The sequence below is a fragment of the Clostridium acetobutylicum ATCC 824 genome (assembly GCF_000008765.1).
In the GTDB taxonomy this organism is placed as follows: Bacteria; Bacillota; Clostridia; order Clostridiales; family Clostridiaceae; genus Clostridium_S; species Clostridium_S acetobutylicum.
On record NC_003030.1, the window covers coordinates 2,330,118 to 2,347,683 of the forward strand.

The window sequence follows — 17,566 nt, forward strand, 5'->3', positions numbered from 1 at the left end:
ACGCTAAATATAATACATGTAACTTGAATTTAGCACATTATTATAATCCATAACTAAATCCTCTAATGTAATAGAAACAACAACTTCTTCGATAGCCATATTAATCTTAGTCCAGACATTACCCCTTATAAAATTATCAAGCTTATCTTCCTTTAATATCTCGTTTTCATCTCTTTCAACTACTGAAAGATCGCCTTCTAAGGCATTTAATATGTCCGCTACTGTTATTTCTTTCATACTTTTTCCAAGTACATATCCACCTTGAGAACCTTTCCTTCCCTTAACTAAACCTTTCTTTCTAAGGGCAGAAAAAATTTGTTCAAGATATCCTTCTGATATTTTCTCTCTCTGAGATATACTTTTTAATGTAACAATATCATTCACTGAATTTACAGCCAAATCAATCATAGCCTTTAATCCATAACGTCCTTTAGTTGATATTTTCATATGCATTTCACCTATTTATAGTTTTTTTATTGAATTACTATGTTTTAATATTACGACTAAAAATTTTACTTGTCAAGTAGAATTTTCTTTTTAAATTTTTAAGATTTTTAAGATTTTTTATAATAATAATTTCCAAAATTTAATATTATTATTTATGTATAAATCATTCTTTTTTGAATGGAATTATTGTAAAATAGAATTGTCGCTTTGTTATTTTATTGAATTAATTAAAATAATTGGAATTTATCTTTTTATTATACTTGATTCGGGGAGGGTTTATTTTGTCAAAGAAAGAAATTATAGCTATGATTCTTGCAGGTGGTCAAGGAAGCAGACTCGGTATACTTACTAGAAGAACAGCAAAACCTGCAGTACCATTTGGTGGTAAATATAGAATTATTGATTTTACACTAAGTAATTGTTCTAACTCCGGAATAGATACTGTAGGAGTTTTAACTCAATACAAGCCATTAGCACTAAATTCTCATATAGGTATCGGAAGTCCATGGGATTTAGATAGAACCAGCGGTGGAGTGAGCGTTCTTCCTCCATACATGAAGGAGACTGGGGGAAATTGGTACAAAGGAACTGCCAATGCTATTTATCAAAACAGACATTTTATAGAGAATTATGATCCTGAATACGTGGTCATATTATCGGGAGATCACATATATAAGATGAACTATTTAGAAATGCTTGATTTCCATAAGAAAAAAAATGCTGATGCAACAATTGCTGTATTCGAAGTTCCTTTAAATGAAGCCAGCAGATTCGGCATTATGAACACTGACGAAGACGATAGAATAAATGAATTTGAAGAAAAGCCAAAAAAACCAAAAAACAATCTAGCTTCTATGGGCATATATATTTTCAACTGGAGATTCCTTAAAAGATTTTTAGAAGAAGATGCAAGAGATGAATCCTCAAACAATGATTTCGGCAAAAATATAATTCCTAATATGCTTAATAAAAAAAGAAAACTCTATGCCTATAGATTTAATGGCTATTGGAAAGATGTTGGTACAATTCAAAGCTTATGGGAAGCCAATATGGATTTATTAGATGATAACAATAGTTTAAATATATATGATCCTAAATGGAAAATTTATTCTGTAAACCCTACTATGCCTCCTCAATACATAGCCTGCAATTCCGATGTGAAAAGATCTTTGGTGGTTGAAGGATGTATAGTATTAGGGAAAGTATACAATTCTGTGTTATTTCCTGGTGTTTATATTGGAAGGGATACAATTATAACAAATTCCGTAATCATGCCAAATGTAATCGTAGGTAATAATGTAATTATTAAAAAATCTATAATAGGTAGTAATGCAAGAGTAGATGATAACGTAATTGTAGGTACTAATGACAATATCTCTGTGGTAGGTGCAGGAAGTAAAGTAAAGGAAAGCATTATACAATAAATACATTTGGAGGGAATTAAAATGCTAAATAACTATATGTCAATTCTAAGCTTAAATGAAAATGATAATGATATAAAAAGTCTTACAAAAGCAAGGCCTCTAGCCTCCATCCCAATTGCAGGAAGATACAGAATTATAGATTTTATACTTTCCAATCTTGTAAATTCAGGAGTTAAAAATATTGGTATATTAACTCAGTGTAAATCAAGATCTCTACTCGACCATCTTGGATCAGGTAAACCTTGGGATTTAGATCGAAAATTAAATGGCTTATTTATATTTAATTTTAGTGGTATAACTTCTACTCTAAGCGATATAGAAATGTTAAAAAGTAATATGGAGTATTTATATAGAAGCACACAGGAGAAAGTAATCCTCTCCTCATCTGCAGTTATATGCAACATAGATTTTCAAAGAGCTGCAGAATTTCATGAAAAGTCTGGTAAAGACATAACCCTTATATACAAAAGAACCAATAATGGTAAACGAAAATTTTTAAACTGCAGTGTATTAAATATGGATAAAAACAATAATGTTATAAGTATTGGCAAAAATACCGGTTTAGATGATGTACAGAATATATCTCTTGGCATGTTTATCATGAATAAAAAGTTATTGATAAACATATTAAATAATTGTATAAGAACCGGATTTTCACTTAGCTTAAAACAATGTATCCGTAAGCATATGAATAATTTCACCGTAAATGCTTATGAATTTAATGGCTATGCAGAGTATATAGATTCAGTAAAATCTTACTATAAAGTCAATATGGATATGCTAAACCTTGACATTAACAGAGAGGTTTTCTTTAAAAATGGTCTTATATACACTAAAGTAAAAGATGAGGCTCCAACAAAATACTTTAATGACTCTGAGGTATGTAACTCCCTTATAGCAAACGGTTCTTTAATACACGGACAAATTGAAAATAGTATAATCGGAAGAAGAGTTACTATTTCTAAGGGAGCTAGAATTAAAAATTGCGTTATAATGCAAAATTGCACAATAAAAGAAAATGTGGATTTAACTAACGTTATAGTAGATAAAAATGTAATAATCGATGAAAACACAGTTCTAAAAGGAGGAAAAGAATTCCCTCTTGTTATAGAAAAAAAATCCATTTACTCTGAAGTTTAATTTTCTGATTTCAAAAATAATAGAAGCTTATTTACTTTTTTCTATAAATAATAAAGGGGGAAACCAATTTGAAAATTTTATTTGCTTCTTCTGAAAGTTATCCTTTTATAAAAACAGGTGGGCTTGGTGATGTATCCTATGCCCTTCCTAAAGCTTTAAGAAAAATAGGAATTGATGCAAGAGTAATAATTCCAAAATATTCAGATATACCTGAATACTTTAGATATAATACTCACCATATTGCAAGTTTTGGTGTTCCAGTTGGCTGGAGGAGTCAGTATGGAGGCCTTGAATACTATGAATACGATGGAGTTCCTTTTTACTTCATAGATAACGACTACTATTTCAAAAGATCTGGACTTTATGGATACTATGATGATGGAGAACGCTTCGCCTATTTTTCAAGAGGAGTACTTCAAGCCATAACTTATATGCAGGACTTTAATCCAGATATTATTCAATGCAACGATTGGCAAACAGCGATAATACCTGTTCTTCTTAAAGATCATTATCGAAATTACAGAAACTATAATCATATAAAAACTATATTTACAATACACAATCTAAAATATCAAGGTGTTTTTGGAAAATCAGTACTTGGAGAGCTTTTGTGTTTAAATGAAGGCTATTATAACGAAAATGCATTAAAGTTTTACGATGGTATTTCCTTTATGAAAGGCGGTATTTTATTTTCAGATAAACTTTCAACTGTAAGCAGAACTTATGCTGAAGAAATTAAAGACCCTTATTATGGAGAACATCTTGATGGCTTACTTAGAAGTCGTTCTTATGACTTATGGGGTATTGTAAATGGAATTGATTACGATATATTAAATCCTGAAACAGACAAAGACTTGTTTTTTAATTTTGATTCTTCAACCTTGTATAATAAAACAAAAAATAAAATAGAGCTTCAAAAAATGCTGAATTTACCTGTGTCAGAAAATATACCAATGATAGGTATAGTCTCTAGACTTGTAAGTCAAAAAGGTTTAGATTTAATTTCCTGCGTTTTAGAAGACTTACTTCAAGATGGAATACAACTTGTAGTACTTGGTACTGGTGATGCTAAATATGAAAATATGTTTAAATATTTCGCATGGAAGTACCCAAATAAACTATCTGCAAATATTCAATTCAATAACAGCTTAGCTCAAAAAATATATGGTGCATCCGATATGTTCTTAATGCCTTCAAAATTCGAACCTTGTGGTATAGGACAATTAATAGCTCTTAGATACGGTAGTCTCCCTATAGTACGTGAGACAGGAGGTCTTAAAGACACTGTAAGACCTTTTAATCCAATAACAGGTGAAGGAAATGGTTTCTCTTTTACCAATTATAATGCACATGATATGCTGCATGTTATAAGAAATGCAGAATATTTCTATTACAACGAAAAATACAATTGGAATAAGCTTGTACAAACTGCAATGAATGATGATAACAGTTGGAGTAAATCAGCAGAAATTTACAGAAATTTGTACATGTCAGTACTTTAATTATAATTTTTTAATTAGGGAGGATTTTACATTATGGCAAAAACAACATCCAAAAAAACTCAGACTAACACAAAAAGCTCATCTAAAACTGTAAAAACTTCTGCTTCTATTACTGAAGCTTCTAAAAAAAAATCAAGTGCGCCTACTAAAAGGGTTGCAAAATCTAGAGCTACTGCTAAAAATCAAACCATATCTAATGATAAAAAGCCTAAAAAGACTAAAGTTGTTAAATCAGTAGATTTTGTTGACGTTACATTTATTTTAAACAAAACTTCAACTTCTATAGGTGAAAATATATTTATTTCTGGAAATATAAAAGAATTAGGCAATTGGACTATAGATAATGCAATTAAACTTAGTACAGACGAATCAATATATCCAACCTGGAAAACTCAAATTAAACTTCCGATAAACACAGAAGTTGAATTCAAATTTTTACTATTAAAAGAAGGAGAAGATAAAAATTCTGCAGTTTGGGAGAATTCGGGTAATAGAATTTTAATTGTCACTGAAAACACTAAAGTATATGAATGTGATTGGGCTTAAGTTTTCCCTTTACTTACTATATATAAAGGCAGGAAATTAACATATTGTGAAAGTTAATTTCCTGCCTTTATATTATTTTTTAAGAATTCTAAGTGAATTTAATACTGCTAGCAGTGCAACACCAACATCTGCAAAAACAGCTTCCCACATATTTGAAATACCAAGTATTGTTAGCAGCAATACAATAGCTTTTACACCTAAAGCCAATACTATATTCTGCCATACTATACTTCTAGTACTTTTTGCTATTAACACGGCTTCATATATTTTATATGGTTCATCTGTCATTATAACCACATCAGAGGCCTCTACTGCAGCATCTGATCCAAAACTCCCCATGGAAATTCCAACGTCAGCTCTAGCAAGCACCGGTGCATCATTTATTCCATCCCCAACAAATGCAACCCTTCCTGACATGTTACCCTCAAATATCTTTTCCATATTATATACTTTATCTTGAGGTAAGAGCTCGTACTTAACATCATCTATCCCTATTTTCTGCGAAACCTTAAGCGCTGCTTTTTTATTATCACCAGTAAACATTATAGGCTTTATATTTATTCTTTTTAATGCCTCAATAGCTTTTATTGTATCTTCTTTTAATTTATCTGATATTAGAATACTTCCTACAAAACTTCCTTCACATGAAACATAAATTACTGTTCCAATATCATTTCTAAAAGCTTCTTCTTTAACATCTATATTTTCCTTCAGCATTAACTTTTCATTACCAACAAATACTAATTTTCCATTAACGTAAGCCTGTATACCATGTCCTGCAATTTCCTTATATTCTTTAATTTCAGCTTCATCATTTTTCTGACCATAAGCCTCTACTATTGAAACGGCTATAGGATGATTAGAAAAAGCCTCAACACTTGCCGCCAGCTTTAAAACATCCTTTTCATCAAATCCATTGTAAGCTTGTATCTTATCTACGCTAAAGGTTCCTTTAGTTAAAGTTCCTGTTTTATCAAAAACCATAGTACTAACATCATTCAATATTTCTAAATAGTTTCCACCCTTAACCAAAATTCCCTTTTTGGATGCAGCTCCTATTCCTCCAAAAAAACTTAATGGAATTGATATTACAAGTGCACACGGACACGAAACTACAAGAAATACAAGTGCCTTGTAGATCCAGCTAGAAAAAGATGCATTCTTAATAAAAAGCGGTGGTAATACAGCTATAAAAAGTGCTGAAAAAACAACTATCGGAGTATAATACTTAGCAAACTTAGTTATAAACTTTTCTGTATCAGCTTTCCTACTCGAAGCATTTTCAACTAAATTTAAAATTTTTGATACCGCAGAATTTTCAAAGGTTCTTTTAACCTTTACAGTAATTAATCCTTCCTTATTAATATAACCAGAAAATACTTCTTCGCCTGGCTTTATAGATTTAGGAACTGGTTCTCCTGTTATAGCTGATGTGTCAAAAAAGGATACACCCTCTGTAATAACACCATCTAGTGGTACTTTTTCTCCAGGCTTTACCACAATAAAATCATCTATTCTAACTTCTTCAGGATTAACCTTTTTAAGCTCTGATCCATTTTTAACATTTGCAAACTCTGCTTTTATATTAAGAAGACTCTTTATTGATTTCCTTGATCTTTCAACAGCTTTATCTTGAAAAAATTCTCCTATTTCATAAAATAACATTACAGAAACTGCTTCCGGAAACTCTTTTATAGCAAAGGCACCAACCGTAGCTACTGTCATAAGAAAATTTTCATCAAATATTTCTCCTCTTCTTATATTCCTTATGGATTTTAAAATAACTTCTCCACCAATTAAAACATAACTAATTAAAAATAAAACAATACCAAATTTCTGTTCTTTTAGGATATATGCTAAAGCAAAAATAACAATTCCCATAGATAGCCTTATTATGTCCTTTTTCTTTAAACCTTCATCCTCTTGTTCGCTTTCTACTTCCTTTAAATCCACATCTGGCTCTACAGCCTTTACTATCTCCCTAACTTTATTAAAGACCTTTTTTTCTTCACTTCCATCTTTAATTTGAAAGGTAAGCTTTTTAAAAACGAAATCTAAGTTCGCTTCCTCAATTTCATTTAATCCTCTAACTCTCTCCTCAATCTTAGCAGCACAGTTTGCGCAGTCTATTCCTTCTACATAATATTGTTTTTTTATACCACTACTTTCCATAAAATCAACTCCTACTCACTTTTCATTTATGTGCATAAGTCCCATATTAAATATTTCCTTTATATGCTCATCATCAAGAGAATAATAAACAACCTTTCCCTCTCTCCTGTACTTAACCAATTTTGACTGTCTTAATATTTTTAGCTGATGAGATATTGCAGACTGCTTCATCTGAAGTAAATAAGCTATATCACATACACACATTTCTTCCTTAAAAAGAGCACAAATTATTTTTATTCTTGTACTATCTCCAAACACCTTAAATAAATCAGAAAGCTCGTACAATTCTTCATCCTCAGGCATTTGTTTTCTAACTTTTTCTACTGTATCTACATGTATTACATTTGCTTCACACAGATCACTATTATTTTGATTTTGAGACATGGAAATCATCTCCTCTTAAAATTCATATGAATATATGTTCATATGAATATATTAACATTATATTCGCAATAATTCAATATGTTGCGTAAAATTTCCATTGAATAAAAAAAGAACCTTAATCAGTTTTCTCTTATAGTCTATAACTTTATATTTTCATATTGTTCCAAACAACCCAAAAACACATCGATTACACACTGTAGAATTATATATACACTTCTAATATGTAGCAATTAAATTTAAATAAGCATACTATAATTTTATAGAGTTTTTTAAAAGTATAAAGAAGAATGGTGATATTATGTGTGGAATAGCTGGATTTGTTAATTTCAAAAAAAACTTGATTGACAAAAAAAGTATTATAGAAGATATGACTAATACTCTTATAAAGAGGGGGCCAAATGAAAAAGGCTACTATATATCAAAAAATGCTCTTTTGGGCCACAGACGTCTTATCGTTGTAGACCCTAAAGGTGGTAGTCAACCAATGATAAAAATACACAATGGAAAAAAGTATATTATAGTTTATAATGGCGAGTTATATAATACTGAGGACATACGAAAGGAGCTTTTAGAAGCAGGTTATGAATTTTCATCATACTCTGATACAGAAGTTCTTTTAACTTCCTACATTCATTGGAAAGAAGATTGCGTAAATCATATAAATGGAATTTTTGCTTTTGCGATATACTCTGAAACTGATAAAAAAATTTTTCTTGCAAGGGATCCATTAGGAGTAAAACCTTTATTTTATACAATAAAAAATAACAACTTAATATTTGGATCTGAAATAAAAACTCTTCTTGCAAATCCTCTTGTTGAACCAATTTTAACAAAAGAGGGTTTAACAGAAATTTTTGCACTAGGTCCTGCTAGAAATCTCGGCAGTGGAGTTTTAAAAGATATTCATGAAATTCCACCTGCAAACTTTATAGAGTTTACGGAGCACAAATTCAAGCTTCATGAATATTGGCGCTTAAGCTGTAAGCCTCATACTGAAAATGCAAGTGAAACAGCAGAGCATATAAAGTTTCTTCTTACAGATGCAATAAAACGTCAACTATATGCAGACGTACCCGTATGTACTTTTCTTTCAGGAGGACTTGACTCCAGCATAATTTCAGCTGTAGCTGCAAGTGAATTCAAAAAACATGGAAAAACTTTAAATACTTATTCTATTGATTATAAAGATAATAACCTATACTTTAAAAACGATAACTTTGTAATAACTCCTGATAGTGTCTGGGCTGAAAAAATGCGTAAATTTATAGGCAGTAATCATCACAAAATAATAAATAATAATTTAGATTTAGCATCTGCATTATATGATGCTGTAAAGGCAAATGACATTCCCGGTATGGCCGACATAGACTCTTCTCTCTTTTTATTCTGTAAAGGTGTTGCTGAAAAAAATGTAGTTTCACTATCAGGTGAACGTGCAATACAGATGATAACTAATCTAGTTAAACAATTTATAAATATAGGGGAGTTATAAGAACGTTATAACTCCCCTAATAAAAATAGTTTTTCTAAATAATATTATAATGCTTTAGAGCATACTCAATTCCGTCTTCCATTATATCTTTAGTAACAAAGGCTACCAAATCAAATAAACCTTTACTACTATTTCCCATAGCTATACTATTAGGGACATACTGAAGCATTGGAAGATCATTCAAGCTATCTCCTAGAGCATAACAATCTTCAATAGGTATATTAAAATAGTCCTGTAAAAACTTAATTCCTGTTGCTTTTGAATATCCTTTAAGAACTATTTCTCCAAACTCTCCTTCTTCATCTTCTCTATCAATGTAATCAAAATCATTAGAAATATGAGATTTAAAAGCTTCCAAATTGCTTTCTTTTCTTGTCCATATAACGAACTTATCAAATACAATATCAGAATCATCCCAAGACTTACTAACATCATAACCACGTTTTCCAAATTTACTTTTTAGCTCAAGAGTTTTTTCTGAAACAGGTTCTCTTTGATCAAAGAAAAAATCCTTTTGCCCTTCTAAAAGTGCATCAAGCTTACACTCACGAAGCTTTTCAACTATTTCTACGCATCTTTTATGAGAAATAGACTTTTCCAAAAGAGTTTGTCCATTAATATGTATATAAGTTCCGCACCCGCAAACATAACCATCAAAACCAATTTGCCTAATACTATCCGGAACATTAAAAAAAGTTCTTCCTGTATTTATAAATACAAGGTGACCATTGCTTCTAGCCTTTTTTATGGCAGCTATTGTTCCTTCTGGAATTACATGTGTTTTTTCATCCACTATAGTTCCATCAATATCAAAAAAAATCATCTTTTTATTCATCTAATATATCTCCTCTACTCTTCATTAGTAAAATATTTAATTAATATAAAACCTAATTATAGATTTTCTTTAATTTCAAATTCTATTTCCTTTGACAAAGTCCTTCTTACGGGACACTTTTTTGCAATATCAATAACTCTGTGTTTAATTTCATAAGAAATATCACCTAAGATATCTACATTATATAAGAATTTAACTTTAGTATCATCACTTTTATCTAAATCAACCTTAACGATAACATTATCATACTTTATGTTCTTATGTTCCAATATCATTCTTATAGTTATATTAAGACATGAAGCAAGAGAAGCACATAGTAAATCGTGGGGACCAAAACTTTCCCCATTTCCTCCTTTTTCTTTTGTAACATCTGAAAAAATAACTGCATTACTACTAAAAATTTTTGTATAGTAATTTTCTTTTTCACTTTCAGAAATAATCATAAAAATCCTCTCCTACTTATTGTTATTAAGAAAAGTAAATACCTTATTGAAATATGGAACCATTATACTATCCTTTTCTCTATATATTTCATGCTTTGAATTCTTAATCACTATTAGTTTACACTTCTTAGCTTCTTTTGCAAACTTATCTTGTCCTCCTGGCCTTACTATATCATCATTTTCGGCTTGAAATAACAACACTGGAATAGTTACTTTTGATGCATTTTTTCCGTCTGTAACCTCATCTGTTGCCTTTAAAGATTCCTTTACCCACTTAAACGAAGCTCCACCATTTTCAATTTTTCTACTCTTGTTAGTTTTATCTAAATAATAATCATATCTAATATTACTTGTTGTGCAGGAATTTTCAAAATCCGATTCACAAGAATACTCATGGTGACCAGGAGCATATGTATCTCCTAAATTCACAAAGTTAAATACACTTGCAACAGCTCTTGACAAAAATTCAGGGTATCTTCCCGTATCTACCTCAAACATTGGAGAACTTAAAACTGCGGCTTTGAAATATTTAGGATACCTTTCTAGAAATAAGCCTCCAATTGCTCCTCCCATAGAATGTGCATATAAGAATAAATTTTTCCCTCTATTATCCGGTTCTACTATAGTATCAACATATTTTTTAAAATCATCTACATAATAATCAAAATTATCTACACTTGTTTGTGTTGAATCTTTTCCTAATCTACCTGATCTTGCATGGCCTCTATGTTCCAATCCATATACGGAATATCCATTTTTCAAAAAATAATATATTGTTTCATTATACTTTACCATACTCTCCCTAAACCCATGGGATATTACAATTGAATTCTTTGAATTTGGTATAACATATTTTTCGTAGTAAATATCTATATTTTCCTTTCCAATAAAATGCCCTGATTCTCGCCTAGCACTAAGATAATTTTCAACTTGCTTTATTTCTCTTTTATAGTTTTTTTCACTTATATAATACTCTTTAGGTTTTCCATCAATCATAGAATTATCCTCTTCAGATGCTATGGTCCTATCCCAAGCTGAATTTCCAAGAATAAAAATTGTTGTTACAGCAAAAATCAAAAAAACCTTCTTACTTAACTTCCTCATATAAAACTCCTCAATACAAATAATTTTGCAATAGAAGTTACACCTTACGTATTGTTTAATCTATTGCTATTTGTGAAATTTCTACTTATTTCACTCTATATAATACTAAAATAAAATTATAAATTATTATAACTGTTCTTGCAATGCAGAAATATTGTAAACTATTAAGAAACACCTAAGTGAAATCACTTTATAATGCTGTCAATGTTTACCTTAAGTCTAAATTCCAAGTGCTTATTTTTATATACTATAATTTTATCAAGTACTCTTTCAACGTCCTCACGTTTTAGATTTTCAGACTCAATTATATTATCAAAAACCTGTAGAGCGTTCTTTAAACTATTATCACACTTCAAATTATTTTCTACATTGAATTTTTCAATTTCCTGTGTTAATTTTAGAATATTTTTCTTTTTTTCTTTTTCCATCCTGACATAAGCTTCTTCTATTATTTTTTTATATTGTTTATTATCCTCCCTTGATATATCCTTTATTTTTTTACATAAAATAAATCTAAGTTCTTCTTTCTCAATATAAAGCTGCTTTTGCATTTTTGATAAACTACTCCTCATAAAGTCTTCCTTTTTATCAATATTAATCTTCAGGATATACTCCTTGTATTTTCTTCTAATATCTCTTAAAAACTCTTTAAAAAAGAATAAAACTTCATGTTCACTTACAGAATGATTGCTGCATATTTTATTTCCATATCTCCTATACATTCTGCAATTATAACCTCTTTCAATTTTAGGATATGCTTTTAAATTACATCCAACAACAGCATATCCACATTCTCCGCACTGCATAAATCCCCTAAATATATAGTTGTATTTTGCTTTCCCGCTAAACTTTATTCTATTCCTTCTTAGATTTATTTCCTGAGCTAATGCGAATTCCTCTTTTGTTATTATTGCTTCATGATGATTTTCAAAAACATATTGTTCTTCCTTAGGTACCTTCTCCTCCTTTCCTTTAATCATTTTAACTTGCCTTTTCTTTGTCCTAAGTATTCCTATATAAATATCGTTTTTAATTATCCTATTTATCATATACGCTTGCCATCTATGAGCCACATTATTTTTAAATACTCTCCCATTGTTTGCATGCTTTTTTTGCATACATTCACTTGGAGTTGAATATCCATTTCCATTTAACAAATCACATATTTTTTTATACCCAAATCCCTTTATGTAATATTTAAAAATAAGCTGTATTATAGGTCTTATTTCTTCATCTACTATAAGGGTAACTTCATCTTCGACTTTAATCTTCTTATAACCATATATATTCCCAATTATTAACTTACCCTTCTTTTGTTTTAAATGCATACTTGCTCTTATTTTTCTAGAAATATCCTTAACATACATCTCATTGTACCAAGTTTTTATCCCAAGTATATCGTAATTGTCCTCTAGTAAATCTAATCCTCCTGTTGCTTCTTCTACTAATATGAGCCTAATGCCTTTTTCTTTTAGTTTATCTATAAATACTAGAACCTTGCCATTGTTTCTTCCAATACGTGATAAATCTTTAGCTACAATTACATCAATTTTTCTTTCCTTTATTTCATACATCATTTTCAAAAATTCAGGTCTTTCAAAAGTATATCCTGAACAATTATCATCCACATATATCCTATTAACCGTCCAATTTTTATTTTTTGAGTACTCTTCAATAATGTTTTTTTGAGTAATTATTGAACTATAGTTTTCCTTATCTTCATCCCTACTTAACCTTACATAACCTACTACATTCATAATATTACCCTACCTTAAAACACAAACTTGAGATTTGCCTCACAGACTTTCTTGAACCATATCCTTTATAACTTTTTCTATATTCTTGCGTCCACTTACAAACACTGCAACACTTGAATAGCCTTCCTTATATTCTATTATTTTTTCCTTTATAATATTATCCTCAACTTCAGCTTGAGTTAAATAAATTATAAGGGCCTCTTTATTTCTATATTTTACTTTTTTTAATCTCATCTAAAACTCCAGATAATTGCTTATTATATTATATTAATCTAAAGTATGTTTTGTTACAGAAATATACCTGTTTATTTACACGGTATTATCTTGGCACTATGTATTTTTGAAATTTTGAGATAAATATATCTATCCTTATGTAACTACGTGTAAGTTTGATTGTTATCACCAGCTTTGCGCTATCAGGTGAATGTGCAGATGAAATATTTGGAGGTTATCCTTGGTTCATGAGAAAAGAAATGATATATGCTAACACTTTTCCATGGTCTAGATTTGTAAATGAGAGAATAAGCCTTTTATCCGATGATTTAAAGTCTATAAATCTTCAAGAATATGTAGATGCAAGATATAAAGAAAACTTAAATAATGTTCCTGTTTCTGATGAGGATAGTCCTTATGCCAAAAGAATGCGTGAACTCTTCTATTTAAATATAAAGTGGTTTATGATAACCCTTCTTACTAGAAAAGATAGGATGAGCATGGCAAATAGTCTTGAAGTTAGAGTTCCTTTTGCTGATTATAGGCTAGTTGAATACGCTTTTAATATACCTCCAGAAATTAAATTTTTAAACGGAAGAGAAAAGGGAATTCTAAGAAAAGCTTTTGAGGGCGTTCTACCTCAAGACGTTATAGAAAGAAAGAAGAGTCCTTATCCAAAGACTTTTGATCCTAGATACACAGCTTTGGTTCAAAAATGGTTAAAAAAAGTGGTAGAGGATAAGACATCTCCTATTTTAGATATAATAGATTTAAAAACTGTAAATGAGCTCATTGAAACTGGCGGCTCTTCTTACAAAACACCTTGGTTTGGTCAACTCATGAAGGGACCTCAATTAATAGCCTATCTTCTTCAGGTAAATTTTTGGCTTAAAGAATATAAAATAAAAATGATATAAATAGTCCCCGTATATTTATATATGATAATATACGGGGTTATTAAAATACTATTTGTTTATGTTGAGTAGATATTCCTTAAGTTCACTGTTTAGTTTATCATTTTTAAGTGCAAAATCTATATTTGCCTCTATAAATCCAAGTTTATCTCCAATATCATATCTTTTGCCATCAAAACAATATGAATATATTGCTTCTCTCTTTAGCAATTCTTCTAATGCATCTGTAAGCTGAACTTCTCCACCTTTTCCAGGTTTTGTATTTTCCAGTATAGGAAATATAGTTGGCGTTATAATATACCTTCCAAGAATAGCTATATTAGAAGGTGCCATTTCTATACTAGGCTTTTCAACTAAATTTTTGACCTTGCATATTTTATTTTCTATGTTTATTCCATCCACAATTCCATATTTACAAACATCCTTCTTTCTTACTTCCTGAACTCCTAATATAGACGTATTATATCTATCATAGCAGTCCATAAGCTGCTTTAAACAGGGGACTTTACTGTCCACTATATCGTCCCCAAGCATAACTGCAAAAGCTTCATTTCCTGCAAAACTTTTTGCCAAACTAATAGCATGTCCTAATCCCATAGGCTCCTTTTGGCGCACATAGTATATGTTAACCATATTACTTACCTGCCTAACCATCCGAAGAAGTTCTTCCTTATGGTTATTTTTTAGTTCTTCTTCAAGCTCTGCCGATTTGTCAAAATGATCTTCTATTGATTTTTTATTTCTTCCAATTATTATAAGTATTTCTTCAATTCCTGATAAAGCTGCCTCTTCAACTATATACTGTATTGTAGGTTTATCAACTATAGGTAACATTTCCTTTGGCTGAGCTTTTGTAGCTGGAAGGAACCTTGTTCCTAAACCTGCTGCTGGAATCACAGCTTTTCTTATGCTCATATATTACCACCTCTTAATAAAATTTTACTTATCTTTAGAACTATCTGTATAAGCTTTTAAATCATATAATTGTTCTTGATTCATTCCCATACCAAAACTCCTATTTTTAGAATCTGACTTACTCGTATTGTTATCTAAAGTTTTATTAGCTGTACTAGATTTAGTACTTTGATTACTATATTCTCTTGTAGAAACTTTCTTACCTACACTCTTAACCCAATTCATTATTTCACTACTGGAGTTTCCTCCCATTCCACCGGTCATTACATATCTTATTTCTCCCTTTTTAACCATTCCCTTAAATTGAGCTAGTGTAAGGATTTTATCACTTCCAAGGAATCCACCCAGAGACATTACCGACTCTCCTGTGCTAACTATTATCTCAGATGCAGAGTTGGAATTTTCAACTACCAATAAATACTTTTGACTTGTAGTTTTATTCTCTTTTAAGAAATTAATAAGTTTTAAATTAGAAGAATTTTCCTTATCAGGCATAACGCCCATTCCTCCTCCAATTTTAGATTTGCTATTACTTGACAGAAGCTCTAAACCTGCCACTGGCATTGAATTATTAACTTTATTTATAAGTACTGCTCCTGACCCTACAAGTGGTGTTATTATTATTCCAACTAGAGCTAAGGATACTGCATTTCTCTTAATATTCTTTAAATCTCCTATTGTCTTACCCGTTATATTAAATATAACAAGTGCTACTGCTGGAAGAATATTTAATATAATCACTAAGATCATTAATACTTTTGCAATGTCTAATGAAGTCATGAAGTAAGAAAGCATAATAATCTGAGACGCTCCACTTATAAGTAATGCTGCCGGTAATAGGTATGCCTTAAAACCACCTTCCTTATAAATCTCCCATAAAGAAGTAATTCCTATTCCCGCTAAAGCTGCTGTTGGAGGCGCAAACATTGTCAAATAATAGGGGTGCCATGTACCTGTATTAAAGCTAAAATATATAAACTCAGGTAAAAACCACATAAACCACATTACTATAGCTTGTTTTTTCTTATTATCAAGACTTAACCTTAATTTTTCTTTTAAAACAGATGCTATAAATCCAAATATAGCAAGAGGTATAAACCATACTACTTGATCTGCAAGTGTATTACCTAAGAATAGTCTTGTTAATCCAGCAGTAACAGTTCCACCAAACATTGCTGTTTGAAATTTTGAAGAATTACTGCTTTGTCCATTAAAACCACCTTGCATATTGCCACCTGGTCCTCCTTGATTAATAGGACCACCATGCATACCAGTATTTGAAGCACTTGGCGGATTTCCTGACCTATTGCCATTCTTACTACTTGGGACACCTGGCATATTACCATTCTTACTGCTAGTACCTGACATATGTCTTCCCACACCTGGACCACCATTGCTACCTTGAGAACCAAATGACAGCCTTTCTGTACCATTATGCCCAAGTATCAGCTCCATTACTGTGTTATTGGTACTACTATCAACATATGGTCTGCTTGAAGCTGGAACTAAATCAACAATAAATGCCCAGGACAAAGAAACAACTACTAATACAAGAGTTCCACAAACTAAATGTATCAATCTTTTCTTGATTGACACAGCTGTTGTAAGAAGATATGTTATATATATAGCTGGGATAACCAAATATGCCTCAACCATTTTTACATTAAAACCAACACCAACAAGCGCCAAACTTATAATTAAATATTTAATTTTCCCTTTTTCAGCTGCAATTGTAAGTGCCCACAAGGCTAATAACAAAAACATTATAAGTATATTATCTATGGTATTATTTCTGCTTACTGCCACAAAAATTGGTGTTATTGAGAGAAACAATGCTGATAATAATGCTGATATACTTCCAAATTGCCTTTTAACAATTTTATATATTAATATTACAGAAATTACCCCTGCCGCTGCTGAAGGTAATAATATGCTTACTCCACTAAATCCAAATATTTTGGCAGATATTGCTTGAAGCCAGAAACCTACTGGTGGTTTGTCAATTGTTACGAATCCTGCTGGATCAAAAGACACAAAGAAGAAATTTTTCAAACTCATAGTCATGCTTTTTACAGCAGATGCATAATATGCGTTTCCATACCCTTCTATGCTTAAATTAAAGAAATTTAGTACTGCAGATATTAGTACAATTATACATAATGCTATTCCTTCTTTAGTAATCTTAACCTTCTTCATTTAATACTCACTCCTCTATAGTTGTACTCTTAAATAATAATTGCCTTAGTTACTTTATGTAAGGATTATAACTTAAATTTAC

At 30.6% G+C, this 17,566-nt stretch carries 14 protein-coding genes and 2 pseudogenes; 6 read left to right on the forward strand and 10 right to left on the reverse strand.

The window, feature by feature from the left end:
* Nucleotides 1-3 precede the first annotated feature (3 nt).
* Nucleotides 4-447 (reverse strand): RrF2 family transcriptional regulator, encoded by a 444-nt coding sequence (locus CA_RS11490; RefSeq protein ID WP_010965534.1) that lies wholly within the window; start codon nt 445-447, stop codon nt 4-6.
* A 281-nt stretch (nt 448-728) separates the two neighbouring features.
* On the opposite strand from CA_RS11490, the gene CA_RS11495 reads away from it, so the two are divergent.
* The 4 genes from CA_RS11495 to CA_RS11510 all read left to right on the forward strand — a co-directional run bounded on the left by CA_RS11495 (nt 729) and on the right by CA_RS11510 (nt 5,059).
* Nucleotides 729-1,871 (forward strand): glucose-1-phosphate adenylyltransferase, encoded by a 1,143-nt coding sequence (locus CA_RS11495; protein WP_010965535.1) that lies wholly within the window; start codon nt 729-731, stop codon nt 1,869-1,871.
* Nucleotides 1,872-1,892: 21 nt separating this feature from the next.
* Nucleotides 1,893-3,011 carry a glucose-1-phosphate adenylyltransferase subunit GlgD gene (gene glgD / locus CA_RS11500; RefSeq protein ID WP_010965536.1) on the forward strand — a complete coding sequence of 373 codons (1,119 nt, stop codon included), beginning with the start codon at nt 1,893-1,895 and terminating at the stop codon, nt 3,009-3,011.
* 68 nt (nt 3,012-3,079) lie between these two features.
* A complete protein-coding gene (gene glgA, locus CA_RS11505) occupies nt 3,080-4,513 on the forward strand; it encodes a glycogen synthase GlgA (protein WP_010965537.1) in 1,434 nt (477 codons plus the stop codon).
* A gap of 33 nt (nt 4,514-4,546) precedes the next feature.
* On the forward strand, nt 4,547-5,059 hold the full coding sequence (locus tag CA_RS11510) for a CBM20 domain-containing protein (RefSeq protein WP_010965538.1): 513 nt from the start codon (nt 4,547-4,549) through the stop codon (nt 5,057-5,059).
* A gap of 72 nt (nt 5,060-5,131) precedes the next feature.
* On the opposite strand, the gene CA_RS11515 is transcribed toward CA_RS11510, so the two are convergent.
* Together CA_RS11515 and CA_RS11520 are read right to left on the reverse strand one after the other, a co-directional pair.
* Nucleotides 5,132-7,231, reverse strand: coding sequence for a heavy metal translocating P-type ATPase (locus CA_RS11515; protein WP_010965539.1), 2,100 nt, complete (start codon nt 7,229-7,231; stop codon nt 5,132-5,134).
* Nucleotides 7,232-7,246: 15 nt separating this feature from the next.
* The gene (locus CA_RS11520; protein ID WP_010965540.1) at nt 7,247-7,615 is read right to left on the reverse strand and encodes an ArsR/SmtB family transcription factor; all 369 of its coding nucleotides are present in this window, start codon (nt 7,613-7,615) and stop codon (nt 7,247-7,249) included.
* A 298-nt stretch (nt 7,616-7,913) separates the two neighbouring features.
* On the opposite strand from CA_RS11520, the pseudogene asnB reads away from it, so the two are divergent.
* A pseudogene (asnB, locus tag CA_RS11525) lies at nt 7,914-9,053 on the forward strand (asparagine synthase (glutamine-hydrolyzing)); the annotation flags it as partial.
* Between the two features lie 88 nt (nt 9,054-9,141).
* On the opposite strand, the gene CA_RS11530 reads toward asnB, so the two are convergent.
* From CA_RS11530 to CA_RS11550, 5 genes are all read right to left on the reverse strand, one after another.
* Complete coding sequence (locus CA_RS11530; protein ID WP_010965542.1) at nt 9,142-9,942, reverse strand: HAD family hydrolase; 801 nt, start codon at nt 9,940-9,942, stop codon at nt 9,142-9,144.
* A gap of 56 nt (nt 9,943-9,998) precedes the next feature.
* On the reverse strand, nt 9,999-10,385 hold the full coding sequence (locus CA_RS11535; RefSeq protein ID WP_010965543.1) for an OsmC family protein: 387 nt from the start codon (nt 10,383-10,385) through the stop codon (nt 9,999-10,001).
* 12 nt (nt 10,386-10,397) lie between these two features.
* Nucleotides 10,398-11,489, reverse strand: a complete 1,092-nt coding sequence (locus CA_RS11540) for an alpha/beta fold hydrolase (RefSeq protein ID WP_010965544.1) — start codon at nt 11,487-11,489, stop codon at nt 10,398-10,400.
* Nucleotides 11,490-11,674: 185 nt separating this feature from the next.
* Nucleotides 11,675-13,246 carry a recombinase family protein gene (locus CA_RS11545; RefSeq protein WP_010965545.1) on the reverse strand — a complete coding sequence of 524 codons (1,572 nt, stop codon included), beginning with the start codon at nt 13,244-13,246 and terminating at the stop codon, nt 11,675-11,677.
* 39 nt (nt 13,247-13,285) lie between these two features.
* Nucleotides 13,286-13,480, reverse strand: coding sequence for a hypothetical protein (locus CA_RS11550; protein WP_010965546.1), 195 nt, complete (start codon nt 13,478-13,480; stop codon nt 13,286-13,288).
* 179 nt (nt 13,481-13,659) lie between these two features.
* On the opposite strand from CA_RS11550, the pseudogene CA_RS11555 reads away from it, so the two are divergent.
* Nucleotides 13,660-14,376 (forward strand): annotated as a pseudogene (locus CA_RS11555) (asparagine synthase-related protein); the annotation flags it as partial.
* A gap of 48 nt (nt 14,377-14,424) precedes the next feature.
* Here the strand turns inward: CA_RS11555 and galU are convergent.
* Together galU and CA_RS11565 are read right to left on the reverse strand one after the other, a co-directional pair.
* Nucleotides 14,425-15,288: a UTP--glucose-1-phosphate uridylyltransferase GalU gene (gene galU / locus CA_RS11560; protein ID WP_010965548.1), complete on the reverse strand. Its 864-nt coding sequence runs from the start codon at nt 15,286-15,288 to the stop codon at nt 14,425-14,427.
* 24 nt (nt 15,289-15,312) lie between these two features.
* Nucleotides 15,313-17,484 carry a glycosyltransferase family 39 protein gene (locus CA_RS11565; protein WP_010965549.1) on the reverse strand — a complete coding sequence of 724 codons (2,172 nt, stop codon included), beginning with the start codon at nt 17,482-17,484 and terminating at the stop codon, nt 15,313-15,315.
* Between the last annotated feature and the right edge of the window lie 82 nt (nt 17,485-17,566).